This window comes from Liquorilactobacillus mali (assembly GCF_001437155.1).
In the GTDB taxonomy this organism is placed as follows: Bacteria; Bacillota; Bacilli; order Lactobacillales; family Lactobacillaceae; genus Liquorilactobacillus; species Liquorilactobacillus mali_A.
In genome coordinates this window covers 17,648-40,875 of the sequence record NZ_JQAR01000021.1, presented here as the reverse complement: position 1 = coordinate 40,875, position 23,228 = coordinate 17,648, and the positions used below count along the sequence as shown (strand labels likewise).

At 36.5% G+C, this 23,228-nt stretch carries 20 protein-coding genes; 15 read left to right on the top strand and 5 right to left on the bottom strand.

Annotation, left to right across the window (positions count from 1 at the left end; genetic code table 11):
• Nucleotides 1-1,104, bottom strand: a 1,104-nt coding sequence (locus tag IV36_RS12505; RefSeq protein ID WP_156648655.1) for a glucosaminidase domain-containing protein, incomplete at its 3' end; no start/stop codon positions are given.
• Between the two features lie 137 nt (nt 1,105-1,241).
• Nucleotides 1,242-2,078, bottom strand: coding sequence for a YitT family protein (locus IV36_RS08885; protein ID WP_056991803.1), 837 nt, complete (start codon nt 2,076-2,078; stop codon nt 1,242-1,244).
• A gap of 177 nt (nt 2,079-2,255) precedes the next feature.
• Here IV36_RS08885 and IV36_RS08880 point away from each other — a divergent pair, with 177 nt between their 5' ends.
• From IV36_RS08880 to IV36_RS08850, 7 genes are all read left to right on the top strand, one after another.
• Nucleotides 2,256-2,750 (top strand): thiol peroxidase, encoded by a 495-nt coding sequence (locus IV36_RS08880; protein ID WP_056991801.1) that lies wholly within the window; start codon nt 2,256-2,258, stop codon nt 2,748-2,750.
• Between the two features lie 486 nt (nt 2,751-3,236).
• Nucleotides 3,237-5,342, top strand: coding sequence for a BglG family transcription antiterminator (locus IV36_RS08875; RefSeq protein ID WP_056991799.1), 2,106 nt, complete (start codon nt 3,237-3,239; stop codon nt 5,340-5,342).
• Between the two features lie 2 nt (nt 5,343-5,344).
• On the top strand, nt 5,345-5,647 hold the full coding sequence (locus IV36_RS08870) for a PTS sugar transporter subunit IIB (protein ID WP_056991797.1): 303 nt from the start codon (nt 5,345-5,347) through the stop codon (nt 5,645-5,647).
• Nucleotides 5,648-5,681: 34 nt separating this feature from the next.
• Nucleotides 5,682-6,965: a PTS sugar transporter subunit IIC gene (locus tag IV36_RS08865; RefSeq protein WP_056991796.1), complete on the top strand. Its 1,284-nt coding sequence runs from the start codon at nt 5,682-5,684 to the stop codon at nt 6,963-6,965.
• Nucleotides 6,966-7,007: 42 nt separating this feature from the next.
• Complete coding sequence (locus IV36_RS12425) at nt 7,008-7,400, top strand: tetratricopeptide repeat protein (RefSeq protein WP_056991794.1); 393 nt, start codon at nt 7,008-7,010, stop codon at nt 7,398-7,400.
• Nucleotides 7,401-7,430: 30 nt separating this feature from the next.
• The gene (locus IV36_RS08855) at nt 7,431-8,267 is read left to right on the top strand and encodes a class II fructose-bisphosphate aldolase (RefSeq protein ID WP_056991792.1); all 837 of its coding nucleotides are present in this window, start codon (nt 7,431-7,433) and stop codon (nt 8,265-8,267) included.
• A gap of 76 nt (nt 8,268-8,343) precedes the next feature.
• A complete protein-coding gene (locus IV36_RS08850; RefSeq protein WP_187328441.1) occupies nt 8,344-9,003 on the top strand; it encodes a zeta toxin family protein in 660 nt (219 codons plus the stop codon).
• 378 nt (nt 9,004-9,381) lie between these two features.
• Here the strand turns inward: IV36_RS08850 and IV36_RS08845 are convergent, their stop codons facing one another.
• Nucleotides 9,382-10,296: a cation diffusion facilitator family transporter gene (locus IV36_RS08845; protein ID WP_056991788.1), complete on the bottom strand. Its 915-nt coding sequence runs from the start codon at nt 10,294-10,296 to the stop codon at nt 9,382-9,384.
• Between the two features lie 184 nt (nt 10,297-10,480).
• On the opposite strand from IV36_RS08845, the gene IV36_RS08840 reads away from it, so the two are divergent.
• The 6 genes from IV36_RS08840 (at nt 10,481) to IV36_RS08815 (ending at nt 19,068) form a co-directional block, all read left to right on the top strand.
• A complete protein-coding gene (locus IV36_RS08840) occupies nt 10,481-11,320 on the top strand; it encodes an aldo/keto reductase (RefSeq protein WP_056991786.1) in 840 nt (279 codons plus the stop codon).
• Between the two features lie 91 nt (nt 11,321-11,411).
• Nucleotides 11,412-12,794, top strand: a complete 1,383-nt coding sequence (locus IV36_RS08835) for a class II fumarate hydratase (protein WP_056991784.1) — start codon at nt 11,412-11,414, stop codon at nt 12,792-12,794.
• Between the two features lie 60 nt (nt 12,795-12,854).
• Complete coding sequence (locus IV36_RS08830; RefSeq protein ID WP_056991782.1) at nt 12,855-14,246, top strand: flavocytochrome c; 1,392 nt, start codon at nt 12,855-12,857, stop codon at nt 14,244-14,246.
• 141 nt (nt 14,247-14,387) lie between these two features.
• Nucleotides 14,388-14,705, top strand: a complete 318-nt coding sequence (locus IV36_RS08825; RefSeq protein WP_056991780.1) for a PTS sugar transporter subunit IIB — start codon at nt 14,388-14,390, stop codon at nt 14,703-14,705.
• Between the two features lie 34 nt (nt 14,706-14,739).
• The gene (locus IV36_RS08820) at nt 14,740-16,218 is read left to right on the top strand and encodes a glycoside hydrolase family 1 protein (protein ID WP_056991778.1); all 1,479 of its coding nucleotides are present in this window, start codon (nt 14,740-14,742) and stop codon (nt 16,216-16,218) included.
• Between the two features lie 318 nt (nt 16,219-16,536).
• Complete coding sequence (locus IV36_RS08815; protein WP_056991811.1) at nt 16,537-19,068, top strand: M1 family metallopeptidase; 2,532 nt, start codon at nt 16,537-16,539, stop codon at nt 19,066-19,068.
• Nucleotides 19,069-19,201: 133 nt separating this feature from the next.
• Here the strand turns inward: IV36_RS08815 and IV36_RS08810 are convergent, their stop codons facing one another.
• Nucleotides 19,202-20,146 carry a ketopantoate reductase family protein gene (locus tag IV36_RS08810; RefSeq protein WP_056991776.1) on the bottom strand — a complete coding sequence of 315 codons (945 nt, stop codon included), beginning with the start codon at nt 20,144-20,146 and terminating at the stop codon, nt 19,202-19,204.
• Nucleotides 20,147-20,908: 762 nt separating this feature from the next.
• On the opposite strand from IV36_RS08810, the gene IV36_RS08805 reads away from it, so the two are divergent.
• Both IV36_RS08805 and IV36_RS08800 read left to right on the top strand, forming a co-directional pair.
• Nucleotides 20,909-21,865, top strand: coding sequence for a ketopantoate reductase family protein (locus IV36_RS08805; RefSeq protein ID WP_003691299.1), 957 nt, complete (start codon nt 20,909-20,911; stop codon nt 21,863-21,865).
• A 106-nt stretch (nt 21,866-21,971) separates the two neighbouring features.
• Entirely contained in the window at nt 21,972-22,235 is a 264-nt protein-coding gene (locus tag IV36_RS08800) for a hypothetical protein (RefSeq protein WP_056991774.1), read from the top strand.
• Nucleotides 22,236-22,316: 81 nt separating this feature from the next.
• Here IV36_RS08800 and IV36_RS08795 read toward each other — a convergent pair whose 3' ends face one another.
• Nucleotides 22,317-22,826 carry a type 1 glutamine amidotransferase domain-containing protein gene (locus IV36_RS08795; protein WP_056991772.1) on the bottom strand — a complete coding sequence of 170 codons (510 nt, stop codon included), beginning with the start codon at nt 22,824-22,826 and terminating at the stop codon, nt 22,317-22,319.
• Nucleotides 22,827-23,228: the final 402 nt, after the last annotated feature.

Here is a 23,228-nt window from a genome sequence, read left to right as displayed (position 1 = left end):
CAAATTAGCAACAGAAATCCCATACTTATTAGCGATAGCCCAGAGTGAATCCCCCGATTTAACGATATATGAAGTAGTAGAACTACTTGAAGCAGAGGAACCGTTATTAGAAGAACTGCTAGAGTTAGAACTTGAAGTAGAAGTAGCAGAATTAGTGCTTGAACTGCTCGAACTACCAGTATCATATTTTGTTAGACTGTACAGATTAATGATGGACAAAAGCTTTGTAGCATAGCTGGGATCAGTTGCATATGTGCCATACTTTCCTTTGGAAAGGTTAGCTGCGGCAATAGAAACCGTAGATGCATTAGCTTTGGTCGAATTACCAAAATTGTTAGAGATCAATTTTGCATAAGCAACTAACGAGTCGCTGTAACTACTATATGACTGAAATTTGGCAGAAACAGTATGATAAGCGCCATTGTAATACTCTTGAGTATTCATAGTAATGTAACTACCAGATCCAGAATACTTAATACCAAAGAGATTGTGAGCCTTTGTAGACAAGGTACTAGTACCCCAGCCACTTTCGGTTGCAGCTTGTGCAATCATTAGAGACGCATAAAGATTGTATTGTTGTGCAATTTGTTGTGCCGAACTAGCAATACTATTGATAAAAGTTGCCACTTTTACAGGAGCAGAGGTCAATGATGACGTATCTAATGTGACAGCGCTATATGACGAAACTGCGGCACTAGCTGAACTACTGGAAGATGAGACTGCAGAACTTTGCGAACTCGAGCTGCTTGAAGATGAAACGGGAGCCTTTTGGACGCTACTACTTGTAGCAACTGTACTTGCTGTTGTAGAACTAGCCGCAGTTGAAGCAGTTGAAGCAGTTGAGCTAGTTGAATTGGCAGAGCTCGTGCTAGGAACCGAAGTGCTGCTGGATTCGCTAACACTTGTAGATCCGACAGATCCAGTGGTAGAAGTGACGGCATTTTGAGAAGTTGTAGTATCAGCCTTTACTTTAAGGATTGGAAGGGAGGCTGAGCCAAGTAAAAAACCTGTTCCAACGTATGAAGCAGTTCGACTTATACCCTTAATGTGCTTGACTTGCCGCAAATATTTTTGATGGGCAATTCGTTCCTTACGTTTTTTCAAAAAGTTCACTTCCTTAAATAAATTATTTTTTAAAATTTAATTTCAATATTGACATATAAGAATAATTACAGTATAGCAAAAGAATATTATAATATGAACTATAATTGTTAAGATAAATTATTACAATAACATTACAGTTAGAGCAGACGATATATTTCAGTGGCACGCACGCTGCGTACATTTTCAGTAATGATTAGAGCAGCTGGATCAGTGGCTGCTATTATTGGTATGATTCTTGCCAGATTTTTTGAAGTACAAACGAAATAAATAATGGGTTTTGCCGATTGACTGTAAAAACCGGTGGCCTGAAGGAGTGTAACACCCTGTCCCAATGAGTCAGAGATTGCTTGGGCAATACTGCTGCTGTGAGATGAAATTATTTGGATTACCTTTTTTGAACCAAATCTTTCTAAAGCAATATTGGTTATTTTGGCAGAAATATATAATTCTAGAACTGTTAATATCGTATTTTCAAAGCCAATAATGAAAACGGACGGAATTGCAACGACTAGATCAAAAAAAAGAGTAGCTGATCCTATGGGAATTCCGAGATATTGATTAAGTATTCTTCCCAAAATGGTGCTTCCAGCAATGGATCCTTCCGCATTCAAAATTAAACCCATTGAGATACCTGTTAGAGCACCACCAACGATAGTTGGAATAATAGTCTGTTGCGTATGATAAGTATAAATAACGGGAAGTTTCAAGAAAATAGAAAGCCAAATAATTGCCCAAAGTGATAGTAAAATTGTTTTTCGTTTGAGATATTTTAAGCCAATCAATAATAAAATGCTATTAAGCACAAAATTTGTCAGATATGTGGGAATTTGTAGTGTATAAAAAGCAATAGTTGTCAGGCCAGTAACACCACCCTCACCTAATCTGGTTGGAATAAGAAAATAATTTATTGAAATTGCGTATAATAAAGAACCTAAAGTAATATAAAATAATTTGCGAGTTGTTTTTATGATCAATTTCTCCTCTCAGAAGTTAATTAGCGCAATCTAAGTATAAATACAACAGTTTTGTAAGACAAGATAATCAGTAATAATTTTTTGCACAAATATAAATTTTATCAGAACAAATATTTGCTTATCAGTGAGTTTCTAGCATACAATTGAGATAATCGAGTTACGGAAGGAATGAGTAAAGTGAAGATAACCAGACATGAAAAACCAACATCTACTAATGGAGAACCAATTAGTATTGCAAGTCGTTTTCCAGAATTCGAATTAAAAAGCACACAGGGTGAAACCATTACAAATACAGATATCAGTGGAAAGTATACATTGATTAGTATCGTTCCAGATATTAATACCCGGGTATGCAGTCTTTCAACAAAGAAATTCAATAAAGATGTGGATTTTTTTCCAGATATTAACTTTTTGACCATTTCAACTAATACCGTCGAGCAGCAGCAAGACTGGTGTGCGGCCGAAGGCGTTACGAAGATGAAATTACTCTCTGATAAAGATGGTTCCTTAGGAAAAAAGGTGGGAATTTTCGTAGAAGATGGGAATGTTGATGCACGCAGCATTTGGATTCTTAATCCCCAAGGAGAAGTAGCGTATCGTGAGTTAATTATTGAACAAACGAATGAACCAAATTATCAGGCTGCTTTAGAATTTTTGAATAAAAATAAGTAGTATAGACCCAAAGTACTAGAATATGATATAAGCTTAGTAATATTTGAAGCTTGACGGAAAATTTTTAACTTATGCGGCAAATTTATATGAAATCAATAAAAAGGAATGGGACAAATTTTAAATTTGTCCCATTCCTTTTTATTATACATGTCAGATAAACCATAAATTTTACTTGTGGGAGTAGAACGGCACAGTTTTAGCGAGAAAAACTTATTTTCAGTATAATAGTTTTTGGCAGGGTGATATTTACAAGAACAGAGGGTTTTATTGAGGTGAGCAACAATAAAAAGGTTGTATATTTGAGACCGAATAGCTTTTAAAATGTACCTGCTTTTATTTAGAAAAATATTAAGAAAATATGATGAGTAAATTATACTCTTTTACAACATATGGAGCTAATAACAATTGTTTTCCCATAGTGAGGGAAACAATTAGTACTTTTAAAATGGTAAGCGGTTACATAGAATGTAAATGTGGGGTGAGAACATGCGAGATAAATTGATTCAGGTATTAGAAGTACTAAGTGGTTTACAGGAACTGAAGGTGAAGGATTTAGCAATTCAGCTCGGAGTGACTACCAAAACTGTACGAAATGATATCAGACAGCTCAATGAATTGCTGGCCAGCAAAGGGCTTGATCAAATAGCTATCAATAAGGGTATAATTTATAATCCGTTCTCCTCGACAATAATAAAAAAGTTTATCCGGATGACAAACGACAATGTACAAGATGATTCATATTTAAACCCACAACAAAGAATCATATTTTTGCTCATGGAATTCTTGTTTGATAAGGACCCTTTATTTTTAGTTGAATTGCAAGAAGATATGCAAATTAGCAAAAGTACAATGGACAACGATATGCGTGATTTGCGAAAGTTGGTTCAACCTTATGGATTACGTATTGTTACCAATCATACAAGTGGGGTGAGCGTGCAAGGAAATGAACGTGCGATTCGAATGATGTTTACAGATATGCTTAGTCGCCAGCCTAATATTTTAGATATAGTTCGCGATAGATTTAAATGGCCGAAGATATTAGTGGATGAGGCAAGAAAAGTTTTTAACAATACTGATGTTATTTATTTGAAAACAATTTTACAGAATATCTTTTCTGATTCACATTTAGGAGTAAATGACAATTATCAACAGCAAGCGATTGTGCTGACAATGGTATGGCTCTTACGTGTACAAAATGGTCATAACGTTGATACCGCAGATACAGATGTGGCTGCACTTAATACTCATCAATCAGAATTTGTAAATGCTGTAAGTAGACATTTTGGTTTGAAAATTGTTGGTAAATCAGAGGCCAGTTATTTGGCATTTACAATTAGTAGTTTTGACTCTGATGAACCAGCAGAATTGGAAAATTGGGCTAAATCCCAAATTATATGTTTAGCATTGATCGAGTGGATGGAAGAAATACTTGAGTTTCCATTTTCAAAAAGTGAGAGTCTATTCGAGCGAGTATATAAACATATTTCGGCATTAATTAAGAGACAAAGTAGGAGTGTAAATGCATATAATCCATTAAAAAGGACTATTATGCAAAGTTATCCAGAAATCTTCAATTCGGTTAAAGCATTTTTTTTAAAAAGGGGTCAGGAGTACCAAATGAATCTCTCAGACGATGAAATAGGATATCTTGCTGTTTACTTTTCAACTACACAGGTTGAAATTCGTCAAGAACAGGTTCGTAAGTACAGAATTGCAATTATCTGTAACTATGGATTGGCAACTGGGCGCTTACTGGCAGCGAAACTTGAGGAGCATTTCAATGTTGACGTTTTGGCAATTTTAAGTGTGTCTGAACTTGATGTTCTGAATAAAATACCAGTTGGATTGGTTTTTAAAACAGTTGATGTCGAAATTGCAGGATTTCCGAGCCTTAAAGTAAATCCAATACCTTCTGTTAAAGATGTTCAAGCCGTAGCAAATTTCTTAAAAGAACACTCTAAGCTATCAAAGTATGAGGAAAATCAGTTAGAGCCTGCACGATTATTCAATAATATTTTGATTGTTCTCAAGGAAAATAGCATAGACGTTAGCAATGGCTTGGTTTTTGAGCTACGGAGGGTATTTGAAAAAAATAGGTTGAAAATAAATGAAAGAGAGGTTCAACCAATGTTGAGGGATCTTATTAACAATAGTCAAATTCAATTACAAGTACCAGTTAGTGGATGGAAAGATGCGATTATGAAGTCTGCAAGGCCACTTCTAGATGAAAACTATATTGAGTCGGGATACGTAAAGGCAATGATAGAGTCAGTTGAAGATTATGGGCCATATATCGTTATTGGTCCATCAATTGCATTGGCACATGCAAGGCCAGAGGATGGTGCAAAAAAACTTGGTGTGTCAATCATGACTCTTGCCCACCCAATCAATTTTGGAAATCCCGAAAATGATCCTGTTAAAATTATTTTTTGTCTAGCAGCGGTTGATAATTACTCACACTTAAATGTAATGAAATCTGTTGTGCGGTTAATTAATGATCAAGATAAGGTTGAAAGACTTGCTGATATTTCTGATATTAACGAATTTTGTAAAGTGCTGTTTGGTCCAAACGAGACTAAGGAGAGGATTTAAAAATGAGTAGGAAATTGAAAATTTATTTTATTTGTGGTAATGGGCTGGGAAGTTCTTTGGCTTGCCAAATGGTGGTAGAAGATGTGCTTAGCAAAGAAAAAATTGAGGCAGATTTAGAGCACGAATCTATATCATCAGCACCAGGGTTAAGAACAGACATTATTGTTTCGGCCGAGAATTTTAAAATGCAATTCGAAAAATTTGAAATGGATCCAGAAATTCATTTTGTATTTTTACACAATATTGTTAGTGAGAACGAAATTAAGGAGAAGCTTATTCCAGTTATTAGAGAATTGTCAGAATAAAGTAGTCAGTAAATTTGTCTGGAGGTAAGACGATATGGTTGTTATTAATTTCATTATTCAAAACATTTTGACGCAATCAGCCGTTATTATTGCACTTATTGCGCTACTGGGTTTAGTTCTGCAAAGGAAATCATTTGGGACGGTGCTCACAGGTACTTTTAAAACATTACTTGGATTTGAAGTTCTAAGTGCAGGATCAGCTGTCATTGTTGCCAGCTTGACATACTTTGGTAAAATTTTTCAACATGCATTTCATTTGAACGGTGTTGTTCCAAGTATAGAGGCAATCAACGGTCAAGCAATGAACACATTGGGTTTAGGTAATGCAATTGCATTCACATTCTTAGGGATTTTCATTGTTAATATTATTATTGCACGCTTTTCGCCTTGGAAATATATTTTCTTAACAGGTCAAGCATTATTATGGATGTCTACAATGACAGTCGTTGGAGGTAAAATTTGTGGTTTCAATACTGTCATAACAGTTATTTTGGGAAGTGTTATCGGGGGGATTTTTGCTGTTGCTATGCCAGCACTGGCTCAGCCGTTTATTCGCAAGATTACAGGCAACGATGCAATTGCATTAGGCCATTTCTGTACAGTCGGCTATCTATTTGAAGCCGGTGCGGCTTGGATTTTTGGTGAACGTGGCGAAAATAAGCATTCTGTTGAGGACATTAAACTTCCTAAGGCCCTTGAATTCATGCAGGATACTTATTTGTCAGTTGCTGTTGTTATGGTCCCTTTGTATTTAATCACTGCAGCATTTGCAGGCCCCAAGTGGGCAAGTGTCGGTACGACTAATTATATGGTTGAAGCATTCTTACAAGCCGTCCAGTTCGTTGTTGGTGTCTACGTATTGTTGGCAGGGGTCCGACTTCTGTTGGGAGAGATTGTGCCAGCATTTCGTGGTATTGCTATGAAGCTCGTTCCCGACGCAAAACCTGCATTAGATTGCCCTGTTCTTTTCCCATATTCACCAAATGCAGTTATTCTCGGATTTGTAACAACTACAATTGGTACAGTAATTGGTATGTTCTTAATGCCAGTGATGGGTCTAGCCGTTATTTTACCGGGAATGTTAACAAACTTTTTTGCAGGTGGGACTGCTGGAATTTTTGGTAATGTTGTTGGTGGGCGACGAGGGGCAATCATCGGAGGTGTGCTTCACGGCTTGTTCATTACATTACTTCCAGCGCTGTTAGTTGTTGCTTTGCAAAGCCTTGGTTTTGTAAACGCCAGTGCTACTGATTCAGATACGATTGTCGCGGCGTTAATGTATGCATTTATTTTTGCACCGATTTTGAAGGCAATCTAGGTATGACAAAAATAGCTGATTTTGTGAATGGGAGATGATGTCATGTTTGGATTTAATAAAAAGAAAAAAGTAGAGTTCACTAATGCTAAAGAACTAACTTCTGAGGAAATTGAAAATCTTATCATTAGAGCAGCAAAACTTAAAAAAGAGGTAAGTGCGGCCAATGCTGATGATGAAAAAATTAAATTGTATGAGGATCTTGGTACGGTATATGTGAAACTTAATCAAACAGATAATGCTATCTCTGCATATGAAGCAAGCTTGAAGATCAAGGAACAGTTTGGGGACGCATATAACGTATTATTGAATCTTTATGAGGAAAAACGCAAAATTGCGGCTGCGGCTAAAGATGATGCTGAAATTCAAAAATGGATTGGGAAAACAGATAGATTATTGGATATGTCAAAACGAGTTCTGCGTTCAAACATGTTCTGAAAATTATATCTAAACAGGAGGAGTTATCTTATGTACAAGAATCTTGAGTCGATGTTAGGTGAAGCAGAAAAATTGAACTATACTGTAGGTGCTTTTAATGCGCATAATCTTGAAATGGTACCAGATATGATTCGAGCGGCTAAAGATGCTGGAGCGCCAGTTATCATTCAAACCAGTGAATCTACTGCAAAATATGTTGGAATGAAAAACTTTGTAGCTATATGTAAAATGATGGCCGAAGAGTTACTTGTCGATGTGGATCTACATCTTGACCATGCCAAATCCTTTGACAATATAAAAGAGGCAATTGATGCTGGGTACAATTCTGTGATGTTTGATGGCTCGGCATTGCCCTTTCGGGAAAATATGGAGCGCTCGTTACGTGTAACAGATTATGCACATAAACGTGGTGCAGCAGTTGAATGTGAAATTGGCACAATTGGAGGTACTGAGGAGGGAATAACAGTTGCCGAAGGGGTGTATACAGATCCTAAACAGGCACTTGAATTTCTGAGTAATGTGCCAGTTGATGCACTTGCTGTAGGTGTTGGTACTCACCATGGCCAGTTTGAGTCTAAAACGAAGCTTAATTGGAACTTAATTGAAGAACTTCATTCAAATATATCAACGCCACTTGTAATTCACGGCGGTACTGGAGTTAACGAGAATGATTATCATCGTCTGACTGAAAATGGTATTCGTAAATTTAATGTTGGCACTGAATTACTAGTTGCTTGGACACGAACTGCTAAGAAGTATTTTAATAAAACTGAAGTTAATAACTCTTTGCGAAACAATATCATGCCATGCAATAAGGCAGTGTATGATGTGGTAAAACACAAGATAGGTTTGTTTTTGAATAAATAAAAAGTATTGTTTAATGTGACAGTAAAGATTGGGAGAAAAGTTCGTTAATTTTCCAATCTTTTACTTTGCAGTGGGGATGGTGATAGTAGTGAATTCGGCACAAAAAACATTAATTTTATTAGCTGGGGCTCCAGGAACAGGTAAAAGTTACACAGGAAGAATTATTATGCGAGCATTTCCTTTTCTAATTTATACACCGCTAGATATGTTTAAGGAACACATATACGATGAAATTGGTTTTGATAATTTAGAGCAAAAAAAAGTTCTTGATGAAGAGGCACGAGAACGTTTTTATCGAGCAGTTGAACTCATGATGAGTTATAAAAAACAGATACTGTGTGATTATCCTTTTAGCTATAAACAAAAACCACATCTTAAAAGCATTGCAAAAAAAAACGATTATCAAGTAATTACTGTGAGATTAGAGGCTCCAGTTGATATTTTGTATTGGCGTCAACGTAATCGCGATCAAGAAGATCCACGACATCTCGGACACCTGATGAATCACTATCATCGTGATGATATATTAGAATCAAACACAAAATTTGATGGAATGCCAAGTATAGAAACATTTGAAAAAAGAATGAAGGATCGCGGGTATGCAAATTTTAGTTTAGGAAAATTACTTCGTGTTAATGTGAGTAATTATTCTCAAATTGATTATTCAAGGTTAATTAATACACTTGAGAAATTAATTGGCATCACTCCTTTACCTGTAAATAACAAAGGCAACTAGCATATGAGGAGATATATTATTTATTTAAGTGACAAATTGGCAGTGCTGTCAGAACCAATTTTTTGATCAAGGAGGTCATAATGAAGAAACGATTGGCAGACAAAAGACTGAAATAAACTAGCAAAAGCATGGATAATAATGGAAATATACTGTAATTTCAAGTTGTAATACGTGTTTATATAAGCATTTTATTTTTTAGGGTATTGTTTTGAAGATACTGTAGCATGTCTGTATTTTCATTCTAGAATATACTTAAACAGCTCTATCAGAAAAAATCATGACTTCTTCTGGTAGAGCTGTTTGTTTGGAAAATATGACTTGTTTTATTCTGAGTTCTTAATAAATTTTTGTGAATTCGATATTTACTGGAACATGACTTTACTTACCATTTCGTATATCGTTATCTTCATCTTCGTTAGACAGGCACATTGCTTTTTTTAGACCACGAGTACACTCCGCCTGAATTGTAACGTGACTAATATTATATTTAGCTTTTAATACATTCTCAATACTGCTGTATATTTTCTCGGTTTCACTGAGCGGCAAATCGGGGAGATTGACATGTACAGATGCCATTAGTTCGTTTTCGTTAATTGACCAAGAGTGAAAATGATGGACATCTTTTATTTCTGGAATAGCCAGCAAATCATTTTTAACATGTTCGACATCAATATCAGGTGATCCTTCCATAAGTATTCTGAATGTCTGTTGGATAATTGGTAGAGATTCGTAAGCAATATAGAGTGATACTAGGATGGTAATAATAGGATCGATCCAAGTAAGATTGAAGAAATAAATAAAAATAGCACCAATTATTACACCGATTGAGGCAAGTGAGTCACTCAATAGATGTAAGTAAGTAGCTTTCATATTAAGATTATTATGTGAGCCGTCACGTAATAAGAGAGCAGCACTCAGATTAGCAATAAAACTAATTATTGCCACCCAGAACATAATGGCACCCTTAACAGCTTCAGGATGCTGAATACGATCAATTCCCTCGAACAGTAGGAACAAAGAGATCAAAACCAGTATAATGGAGTTGAGTAATGCAGTTAGAATTTCCGCGCGACGATAACCATAAGAATTTTTAGGAGTAGCTTTTTTGTTCCCAATTACATTGGCCAGATAGCTTAAAACAATCGAAAAAGTATCACTAAAATTATGAAATGCATCAGAAATCAGCGAGAGGCTCCCTGAAAGTAACCCACCAACTAATTCAAAGAAGGTGATTAGTATGTTTAAAGTCGTAACTGATAAGAATCTTAAGTTTGTTTTATTGGGTTGATCCATATTACTACTCCTCTCTATGATAATATGAGTATATGTTCATATCATCTTAAATATAGCACTGTGAGTTAAGAAAAACAATGGAAATCTTTCGAAAATTTAAGAAACTAAAAAAGAAACACTTCTGCAACAATTATTGAGGCTATCTGATGTATTATCAGTATATAAATGAAAAGGGGGAACTACGATGGAACAATTCTTTGATTTTGGTAAGGGCTTGAAAGTCAACCGTTTAGGATATGGGACGATGCAATTACCTGGTAAGGGTGTTTGGGGACCTGCTAAAGACGTTGAAAATGCTGTAGAAGTGATAACAACTGTAATTGACCACGGAGTTGATTTTATTGATACTGCCGATTCATATGGACCTTTCTTCGCTAATCTCTATTTGAAAGAAGCATTGAAACAACGACCAGATAACAATGTAATGGTAGCAACTAAAGTTGGATTTACAAGACAAGGTCCAGGGCAATGGACCCCTAATGGTCGACCAGACTATCTAAGACAACAAGTTGAATTAAACTTATTCTCATTGGGATTAAAACAAATTGATCTTTTGCAGCTTCACAGAATTGATAAAACAGTTCCTCTTGAAGAACAGCTCGGAGTGCTAAAAGAATTACAAAGTGAGGGAAAGATAAAACATATTGGACTAAGCCAAGTTTCCGTTCCCGAGATTGAGGCAGCACAAAAAATTGTTCCAATCGTATCCGTTCAAAATAGATATAACTTGATAGATCGTGCTGATGAAGATGTCTTAGAATTCGCTGAAAAAAATCACTTGGCATTTATTCCATGGTTTCCGCTTGCAACAGGAAAGTTGAGTGAGGATAAAAGATTGTTAAAGATTGCAGATAAATATGACGCAAGTCCTTCACAGATTGCATTAGCATGGCTGCTGAAGAAAAGTGCAGTAATAATGCCAATTCCTGGTACCAAATCAAAAGAACATGCAGTGCAGAATTTAGAGGCAGCTAAGATTGAGTTAACAGATGCAGAATTTAATGAACTGGGAAATTTAAAATAAAAAGGCAATCAAAGCAGGTTTTTAACTGTTTTGTTATAAAATTTATTGTGTAAAATGTAACAAACTATTATTTTAAGGAGTTGACAACAAAGTGGATTTTAGGATTGAGAGCGATACGATTGGGTCTGTTAATATTCCTGCCGATGCTTTGTGGGGAGCGCAAACTGAAAGAAGCAGGCAAAATTTTAAAGCCGGAAATAAGATGCCTTTGGATATAATTAAGGTACTGTTAGTAATTAAAAAGGCTGCCGCAGTGGCTAACTGTCAACTTGGGAAAATGACTGAAGAAAAAAGAGACTTAATTGTCGAAGCAGTAGATACTTTATTACAGCTTGGAGATGCAGATTTAAGAAGTGATTTTCCATTACGAGTGTACCAAACTGGTTCTGGGACACAAACTAATATGAATGTTAATGAGGTTATTGCGCATATGGCAAAGAAGCTTAACTCCAATCTAGAAATTTTACCCAATGATGATGTTAATATGGGGCAGAGTTCCAATGATGTTTTTCCTACCGCAATGAATATTGCAGCCACTCAGGCTTTAAAGAATCTAATTGAAGAAGTCCAAAAATTAGCAGCCACGTTAAAGGATAAGCAAGAACTCTATTGGGAGACTGTAAAGATTGGCAGAACACACCTGCAGGATGCAACTCCACTGACATTTGGCCAAGAAATCAGCGGTTGGATAAGTATGTTGGAGCATGATTTATCATTCATCAATAATACGAAGCGGAGTTTGTATGAATTACCGCTTGGGGGAACTGCAGTAGGTACAGGATTAAATACGACAAAGGAATTTACCAAAATCGTAAATGCTGAGATCAGCGACCATTATCATGATAAATTCAATGTGGAAAATAATAAATTTTATGGATTAGCAGCACATTCAGCAATCAATGCTGTACACGGAACACTAAAAACATTGGCGGCAGATTTACTTAAAATAGCAAATGATGTCAGATTTTTAGCAAGTGGACCTCGTGCCGGATATGGTGAATTGAACATTCCAGCAAACGAACCCGGTTCGTCAATCATGCCAGGCAAGGTCAATCCTACACAGGCAGAGGCGTTAACTATGGCAGCTGTTCGCGTTATTGGCAATGACACGGTAATTTCCGTGGCAGCATCACAGGGAAATTTCGAAATGAACGTTTATAAACCTGTGATTATCGATGCTTTTCTAGAATCAGTTAACCTGCTGACACTCACTGTCAATGGCTTTAATGAAAAAATGATTGCGGGGCTGACAGTTAATGAGAAGAAAATGGCAGAGCTGGTAAATAATTCACTGATGACTGTAACGGCATTGTCACCACATTTGGGATATCATAAAAGTGCTGAGATAGCACAAAAGGCTCAAAGCAAGGGTATTTCATTGAAAGAGGCAGCACTAGAAACAGGAGAAATCTCAGAAAGTGATTTTGATAAGTGGGTTGATCCTAAGAAGATGACAATGATCAACGCAAAATAAAAGAATAAATGAAGTAGAAGACTCAAATACAAATAGAGCTAAATATGGGGGAGAAAAATAATGCCTGATAAGTTTGTTTTCACACCTAGTCCGATTGAACAACTTGGAACAGACTACGATGTAATAATAATAGGTTCTGGTAGTACGGGACTAACTTGTGCAATTCAAGCACATGAACTTGGCCTTAAACCAGTTATCTTAGAAAAGATGGACAAAATTGGAGGTAATACTAATCGTGCGTCTTCTGGGATGAATGCCGCCGAAACGGAAGTTCAATTAGCTAATGGGGTAGTTGATAGTTTTGCTGAATTCTACAATGAGACGTATCAAGGCGGAGGAAAGCTGAATAACCAAGAAATGCTAGAGTACTTTACTACACATACAGCCTTGGCAATTGAATGGCTTTCTTCTCACGATATAGAATTGACCGATTTAACAATAACGGGTGGAATGAGTAAGAAAAGAGCACATCGGCCAGCTTCGACTGCACCAGTTGGGGCATATCTAATTAAAGGACTGCTACGTATTATTCAGAAAGAGAACATTCCCTTATTTACACAGATCAGGGTTGAACATATAAAAAAGAATACTTCTGACAACGAAGTAGTTATCAGATTAAGTGATGAGATGCGAAAGACGATCGTAGGAAAGACGATTGTTATCGCAACGGGTGGATTCGGGGCTGGTACTAAATGGATAAAGAGGTACCGACCAGAATTGTTGAACTATAAGACAACCAACCATGGTGGCGCCACTGGAGATGGGCTATCGCTGGCACAGGAAATAGGTGCTGAATTAATTCAGATGGAAATGATTCAAATTCATCCAACAGTGCAACAAGATACGCCGCATGCTTACCTGATAGGTGAAACGGTTCGCGGTGAAGGGGCTATTCTTGTATCTAATGAAGGAAAGCGATTTGTTGATGAACTGGATACAAGGAAAGTTGTTTCACATGCAATTACTGCTTTACCGGGAAAAAGTGCGTACTTGATCTTTGATGAGAAGGTCAGAAAACGTGTTAAAGCAATTGAATTCTATAACCATATAGGACTGGTTGAGAGTGCAGAAACAGTTACTGAACTAGCAGGAAACTTGAAAATTGATAGTAATAACTTAACTTCAACTTTAGCAGAATGGAATAAAGCAGTTGAGGCTGGAGTGGATACAGCATTTGGAAGAAAAACAGGAATGAATATCAAATTAGATGATGGACCATATTATGCAATTCACGTTGCACCAGCGGTTCACTATACAATGGGTGGAATTCATGTTGATGAAAAAACTAGAGTGCTGGATGGAAATGGTTATGCGATTCCAGGAATTTTTGCTGCTGGTGAGGTTGCTGGCGGATTACATGGTAATAATAGAATTGGAGGCAATTCCATTGCAGAAACCGTTGTTTTTGGGAGGCAAGCTGCACAGCAAGCATATGTATATTTGAAACAATAAATGAGGGAAAGTATTTATGGTAGAGCTGCTAAAATGCAGCTTTTTTTGTATAAATTTGGAAGGGTTGTAAGCGCTATCTAAATAATGTAAAATGAATATGTAATAAAGTACTTTAATTGATAATGAGAGGATGGGGTTATTATGAGTGAAAAGACTATTATGTTATGTTGTGCAGCAGGAATGAGTACCAGCATGCTTGTTGCTAAGATGCAGACTGCAGCAAAGGAACAAGGCAAAGACTATGATATTTTTGCAGTCTCGGCTTCCGAAATTGATCAGAAATTAGTAGAAAAAGAAATTGATGTTGTTTTACTAGGGCCACAGATTAGATATATGAAAAATGATATTAATAAGAAATTAGTTGATAAAAAGATTCCGATGGATGTAATTGATATGCAATCATATGGGATGATGAACGGTGCGAAAGTTTTGACGCAGGCGGAAGATTTAATGGCCTAACAGTATATTCTAATCAACGAGAGGTGGTAGAAGGATGGGCTTTCCAGAAAATTTTTTGTGGGGTGGAGCTACAGCTGCCAACCAGTATGAAGGAGCGTATCTAGAAGACGGCAAAGGTCTAAATACAGCGGATGTATTAACCAATGGATCTCACACTGAGGCACGAAAAGTTACGTGGATTAACGAGAAAACAAATGGAAAAGGGTATGCTCCAGTGATCTGGGGGAAGAAGTTTGGAATACCTGAAGAAGCTATACCTGCTGTACTTGAGGATGAATACTATCCAAGCCATACAGCAACTGACTTTTATCATCGCTACAAAGAAGACATTGCATTAATGGCCGAAATGGGATTTAAGGTGTATCGATTATCAATCAACTGGGCAAGAATCTTTCCCAATGGGGACGATGAACATCCCAATGAATTAGGCTTAGCGTTTTATGACAAAGTGTTTGATGAACTGGAAAAATATGAGATTGAACCTTTAGTAACGCTTTCTCATTACGAGACGCCATTGAATTTATCCATTAAATATGGTGGTTGGGTTAATCGCAAGTTAATTGACTATTTTGAAAGGTATTCGGCAATTGTGATTGAACGTTATCATGATCGAGTGAAGTATTGGTTGACATTTAATGAAATCAATGCCATGGATTTAGCTCCATATATTGCGGGAGGAGTTCTTGATCCTACACCACAGAATCGTGCTCAGGCGGCACATAATCAGTTTATTGCTAGTGCAAAAGTAGTTAAACTTGCACACAAGATAGATGAGAAAATAAAAGTAGGACAAATGTTAGCTTTTCAGCCGTTATATTCATATACTTGTGACCCAGTTGATCAAGTTAAAATTATGGAATTGAACCAAAAAATGTTATTTTACTCTGATGTACAAACCGGTGGAAAGTATCCTGAGTATCGGTGGAAACAATATGAGCGGGAAGGAATTGTGTTGAATGATAGCCCAGAGGACTATGAGCTCCTTGCAAATTATCCTGCTGATTTTTTGAGTTTTTCGTGTTATGGTTCGTCTGTATTTACAACACATCAAGAAGAAGCAAAAGCTAGCGGAAACTTGGGAACTAATGGAGTAAAGAATCCATATTTGGAAACAAATGCTTGGGGATGGGCCACTGATCCAGAATGTTTGCGAATAGCACTAAATACGTTGTGGGATAGGTATCATAAGCCGCTTTGGGTTGTTGAAAACGGAATAGGCTGGGCTGATGTCCTTGAAAATGGGAAAATTCATGATGACTATCGAATCAAGTATCTAAAGGCCAATATTAAATCAATGAAAGAAGCAATCGATATCGATGGTATTGATTTGTTGGGCTATACGATGTGGGGATGTGTTGATTTGGTATCAGCGGGGACTGGTGAAATGAGAAAACGATATGGATTTGTCTATGTTGACCGTGATGATCAGGGTAATGGAACATTAAAACGAACTCCCAAAGACTCATTTTATTGGTACAAAGAAGTTATACAAAATAATGGCTCGAAAATCTAGAAAATGTGATGAAAGAAACAATTTTTAGGCAAAAAGTAAGTATAAAATAGGAAAATTACAGCTAAATTTATTAGTGATTAGGGACTGGTTCAAAAGTTGAATTTTGAGCTAGTCTTTTTATTGATTACAGCTAAATTTTCTTAGAAGCTAAAGCTGTGATTTCTACTTTTCATTGATACACATTACATTGTTCTTTTTTCTTATTTAAGTTAGTTATACAATTTAAACATTTAAAAAGAAGCATGTAAGACTTGTCTATTTAAAGTTAGTACTACAAGGATGTATAATGGAAGTATTCTGATGAAGCGGGGAGAAAATATGACTGAAATAGCACGATTTTACGATGATTTCCAACCATCGCATTATGATATCTATCTTGAGATAGATCGAGGTACTAAAAAGATAGAGGGAACAACAAAGATAACAGGGATTGCAAAAAGTACTAACATTGCAATTCATCAAAAAAATTTGAAAATTAATTTTGTTGAGGTAAATGGAGAACGAAGCAAGTTTGAGATTGACACAGCAAAAGACGCTCTTCGACTGACTGTGGACAAACTAGGTGAAGTTGAAGTTAAAGTTGAGTATGAGGCAAAGTTAACTGATTCAATGATGGGTATCTATCCATCGTATTATGAAATTGATGGCGTCAAAAAACAGATTATTGGTACACAGTTTGAGACTAACTTTGCCCGTCAAGCTTTTCCATGTGTTGATGAGCCTGAAGCAAAAGCAACATTTGATTTAGCTTTGAAGTATGATGAAAAGCCAGGAGAATTAACTCTAGCAAATATGCCTGAAAAGCGTGTTGAAGATGGCGTACATTATTTTGATACGACTGTTCGCATGTCAACGTATCTGGTGGCATTTGCATTTGGAGAGTTGCAAGGCAAGTATGCTGAGACCAAAAGTGGAGTTAAAATCGGAGTTTTCGCAACGAAGGCACATAAAGCTAATGAATTAGATTTTGGTTTGAACATTGCCAAACGTTCAATTGAATTTTATGAAGACTTCTATGAGACACCATATCCACTGCCACATTCATGGCAGTTGGCTTTACCTGATTTTTCGGCAGGTGCTATGGAAAACTGGGGCTTGGTAACCTATCGTGAGGCATATTTGACTCTTGATCCAGATAATACTTCATTAGAGATGAAACAGCTTGTTGCCACTGTGATTGCTCATGAACTTGCTCATCAATGGTTTGGCGATTTAGTAACTATGAAGTGGTGGGATGATTTGTGGTTAAATGAAAGTTTTGCCAACATGATGGAATATGTGGCAATTGATGCATTAGAGCCCGAATGGCGCATCTGGGAGACTTTCCAAGCAGCAGAGTCACCTGCTGCATTGCAAAGAGATGCAACCGATGGGGTTCAGTCGGTGCATGTGCAAGTTGAAAATCCTGCAGAAATTGATGCATTATTTGATGGGGCAATTGTCTATGCTAAGGGTGCTAGAATGCTAGTGATGGTCAGAGCATTGATTGGTGATGACGCATTGAGAGCTGGCTTAAAGAATTATTTTGAAGAACACCAATATGATAATGCAACGGGTGCTGATTTATGGAAGGCACTAGGTAAAGCATCAGGTATGGATGTCTTAAAAATTATCAATTCTTGGCTAGAACAACCAGGTTATCCTGTAGTAACTGCAAAAATTGAAAATGATGAGCTTATTTTGTCACAAAAACAATTCTTTATCGGTAAAGGCCATGATCAGGGACGTCAATGGCAGATTCCATTGAATAGTAACTATGATGAAATTCCTACAATTATGTCGGAAAAAGAAGTTAAGATTGCTGGGTATCAGAATTTACGAGAGAGAAAGGGCAAGCCTTTGCGGATTAATATTGGTAATAGTTCGCACTTTATTGTTAAGTACGATGATACGCTGCTTGATGACATTTTGCGGGACGTTACAGGATACGATTCAATTACGCAATTACAAATTCTTCAAGACTTGCGTTTGCTAGCTGAGGGTAATCAGGTTTCATATGAAACAATTGTTCCATTACTTAATAAGTTTGCAGATAGTAAATATGCATTAGTCAACACGGCTTTGTATAGTGTAGCAAGAAATCTGCGTAAGTTTGTGACACCTCATACTGTTGAAGAGCAAAATTTAGAAGCATTGTACAATAAATTAAGTGCACGCCAAGTCGAACGCTTGGGGTGGATTCAAAGGACAAACGAGTCAGTTGATGATCAACTAACAAGGCCTTATGTTGTCGGTGCAGCAATTTATGGAAATAATAAAACGGCTGTTGCTCAAGCACATGAACTGTTTAGCGCTAATAAAAATAAATTATCAAGTTTGCAAGCTGATGTTCGTGCAGCAATATTAATAAATGAAGTCAAAAATTTTGGTAGTCGTGAACTGTTTGATAAGCTGCTGGAAGAACATCGTCGGTCAGCAGATGGAAGTTACAAATCAGATATTTGCGCAGCGTTAACAAGCTCTAAAGATCCAGCAATCCTCAGCAAACTTATTGATAAGTTTGAGGATGCCGACACGATTAAGCCACAAGATTTGCGTGCATGGTTTGCTGGAGTATTGTCAAATGCTGAGGGTGAACAACTGGCTTGGGACTGGATCAGAAATGAGTGGCAATGGTTGGAAGATACCGTTGGTGGTGACATGGAATTTACGACCTTTATTACCGTAATTGCCCGAGTCTTGCGTACAGAAGAAAGACTGACTGAATTTAAAGAGTTCTTTGAGCCAAAGTTGGTAGTTCCTGGGTTGACACGCGAGATTAAGATGGATACGAGTGTGATCGAGAGCCGCGTTAAGTTAATTGCAGAACAGCAAGATGGTGTAAATAAAGCAATTAAAGAAGTGCTATAAAATCGTGTGAAGAAGTCATAAAAACTCGATTTTATATCATGTATTGATGCAAAAATAAAAAGGACTGAGTCAATTGTATTTTGACCTAGTCCTTTTGTTTTGGTTTTGAAGTATGTGAACTAATAATGTATTTTTAATGATGTCTTGTATGTTCTGCTAAATGGACCAAATGAGTCAAGAATGCGTGAGTAGAAGCTTCATAACGATATTTTCTACCTAACTCAACAAGATAGCCATTGATGTAATCCACTTCAGTTGGGCGATTGTGTGACATGTCCTGATACATTGAAGGATAATGTAGTGGATTAGCAACCTTTGACACATAGTTAACACTATCTAGTTCCTCTTGTCGTGAATTGATCATAGTAATATTCGCACGTTCGCAGACATCATATGCTTCATTAATCAATTGACGACTCAGTTCGTCGGCACCAGGATAGCTTGCAAACTCTCCCATGGTAATTTCAAAGAGGGTGCACAGTGTATTGACAACAGAATTGAAGACCACTTTTGCCATCAAAGTTCCTAAAAAGTTGGTAGTTAGAGTCGGGTTGAATTGTGACTTTTCAAGTTCTGTCACGATTTTGTGTGTCATCTCGTCAGGTTTTTCAGTATAATTTGCTAAATTCATTGTTCCGGCTCCACGGGCACCAATGAAATCAACATCTCCAGGTCCATTTAGCACTGTGGCAACAAGGGCAGTACCAGCAATTAATTTTTCAGGTTTAAAATAATTCAACAGTTTTTCAACATGACCCATGCCATTCATACATGTTAAAACATACTGATTTTCGTTGAACTTAGGTGCCATTCGTTGAAGTAGATTTTCAAGCTGCATTTGTTTTGCAAAAACTACCCATACATCAGGATTGCCTGTGTATTCCTCCGGATAGAACATTTTAATAGGGACGAGCCGCTTATTTTCATGATCACGCGAAACAAAGACACCGTTTTGTTTTCTGACTGCTTCAACATTCGGTTCCCAAGCATCAACGAATTCAACATCGTTGCCTGCTTCTTGGAGTAAAACACCATAACGATAACCCATTGCACCTGAACCTAATACTGTAAATTTCATGAAGATTCCTCCTATATGTTTTTGTAAGATAGATGTTGAAGATAAAAAAAGACATCCAATAGACAAATGTCTAAAGGACGCCTTCGCGTGGTACCACCTTTTATTCACTCACAACAGTGAGCCTTTATTCGAACTAAAAATCAATTCGTCAGCACTATAGTGGGTGCTCCCAAAGTGATTTATTACTCATTACGAGTTTCGATCACTACGCTCAGAGATGATTTTTATTAACCTAGGATACCTACTTTCACCAAGATTAGGCTCGCTAAATCCATCTAATTAATAAAGCTTCTCTTCAACACGCTATCTCATTTTTTTTTAATATGCTTGAAGTCTAATACACTTTTTTGTTGTAGTCAATAGATTTTGAAAGAAAAGTTAATTATATTAAAAATGAATTTAAAATTAGTTTTTTATTAAAAAAAGATTGACATCTTAACTTTCTAAGCATAGACTAATACCAATATTGATAGACTAAATTTATTCAAATGTGAATATTAATGACTCAGTTTTGCTTAGAGAGTATGTGGTGGTGTAAACATATCAAAACTGTTTTACGAGAGTCGCATTTGAGAGCTTGCTTTTAGAGGCGAGATGGATACTTCCATTATAAAGCTGGAAAGACAATTTTGTTATTTCCGTTAAGATGAACTTTTTTAGTTCAAAAAAGGTGGTACCGCGTTTACGAACGCCCTTGGGTTGATGATGCAATCAATCTAGGGGTGTTTTTTGTTTTAAAAATAGAAAGGAGTTGTTGAAGTTATGAAGTATGGAATTATTGGTGCGGGTGCAATGGGTTATCGTTATGGTGTTATGTTGCAGGAAAATGCAGGTGTTGAGGTCGATTTCATTGATACATGGGAACCAAATGTAGAAAAAGTTCGCGAATTAGGTGGTGTTTCTGTAGCTAGAGATCATGAAAATCGGAGGGTTGTTCCAATCAATATTTATTATCCAGAAGAGTATCAAGGCCATCCTGATGTATGGATAGTTTTTAAAAAACAGATGCAGTTGGAAGAAGAGCTTGCACGTGATGCTAAGGCTGGACTTTTTCACGACGATCAATATGTTTTTTCCGCAATGAATGGGATGGGACATTTTGAAAAAATTGCACAATACTTTGCTCCTGAGAAGATAATTTGTGGTACTGCTATGATTGCAACGAGACTGGATGGTCCAGCAGATGTTGATTTTATGGGGAAAAAGGGTGCAGAAGTCATGCATCTTGCCATGTATGCAAGCAAGAGTATTCCTGAAGATGCTGAAGAATTTGTAACAGATTTAAAAAGAGCCTATTTGGGACCAATTGTCGTTGAGGATTATCTTGGAATGTGTATGTCAAAAGTGGTTTTCAATGCTGTTGTTAACACTTTGTGTACGATGTTCGAAGTCCAAATGGGACAGTTTATTGAGTATGAAGGTGTTCCCCAGATGGCACGTCAATTGTTTGACGAAGCGTATGATGCCTGTGAGCGAGCTGGAATTTATCTGATTGAAACGAGGCAAGAGGAAATTGACTCAGTTACGACTACAAGTCATGCACTTAAGTATCATTATCCTTCAATGTATCAAGATTTTTCTAAGGGAAGACCTACAGAAGTTGATTATATTAATGGATACATCGCAAAAATCGGTCGTGAACATGATTACGTGTGTCGTACTCATGAATTTGTCACACAACAAGTTCATCTGGCTGAGTTAATGAGAAAATATCACTAAAAATATTTCACACAATCTACTTGACGAAATACTAAAATGATTGATATACTCGGGTCTATACTTAGTTGCTTTAAATTCAAAAAGTTAAGAATAGGGGGAAATCATTATGGTATTCGGACACATTTTATTCGGAACTATTGCAGTTATTGGTGTTTTACTCTTAGAAGCAGGCTTTTATCGAGAATTTAATCGTTTAAATATGATTCAGAAACTAGGAATCTTTTTAACTATCTTTGGGCTAGTTGCAACAACTGCATTAGGAATTTTCTTAGCTGGAAATGTTCTCGCAGGCTTAATAGTTGCAGTGTTAGGTGTAGCATTGTTAGGAATTTTAGTACGGCCAGTATTTGGTGCTGAAAAAACTAAATGATTTGCTTTGAATTAGCAGGTTAATTTAATAAAAATAGGCGTTCTCAATTTGAGAGCGTCTATTTTTATTGAAAAAATTAATTTATTTAGTAAGAATTTTAGTGATTGCTTTGTTAAATGCAGGAATATCATCGGGTGTACGACTCGTCACCAAATTATTATCAATCACGACGGGCTCATCTTTAACTATTGCACCAGCATAGTAAAGGTCTGGCTGTACAGATTTATATGATGTCATTGTACGCCCTTTAACCAGGCCAGTTTGAATGAATAACTGTGGTCCATGACAAATGGCAAAAAGTGGAGAATCACTCAACAGAAAATGTTTTGTAAATTCGACAAAACGTTCATCAGAACGAAGCTGGTCTGGTGAGAAACCACCAGGAATAAGAAGTGCATCAAAATCGGTAGGTTTTACAGAACTAATACCAGTGTCAACTTTGATTTCATTACCATGTTTACCTTTTATTGTGGCTGTATCATCAAGGCTAATGGTAGTGACTTCGTGACCGGCTTTCTTTAAGGCCGCAACAGGGGATGTATATTCAATTTCTTCTACTAAATTAGTAACTAAAACTGCAACTTTACTCAATTGTATTACCTCCTAAGATTAGTCTTAACATCCTACTACACCTTCAATATAACAAAAAAAAATAAGAATATTCAATTAATCAGCTTGAGCAATAGTAATCAAAGTGTATATTCAATAGGAACAATATAGCCTAAATATTAGATGGAAAAAGTTAGCTGTCATATTGTAGTCTCCAACTTTCAAAAGTTATCTGACCACAAACGATATTGCTGCTTCACATAGATATTATAATGATGACATTATTAAACCAGAAATTGAACTTGATGGAACTTTTGTAAATGTATCTAAAGAAAAAGGATTGGGATATGAGATTGATGTTGAGAACTTGGCCAAATTTACAGTAAAACAAAAAGAATTATTTTAATGATATAAGTAAGAAAAATAAGGGTTATACCGTATATT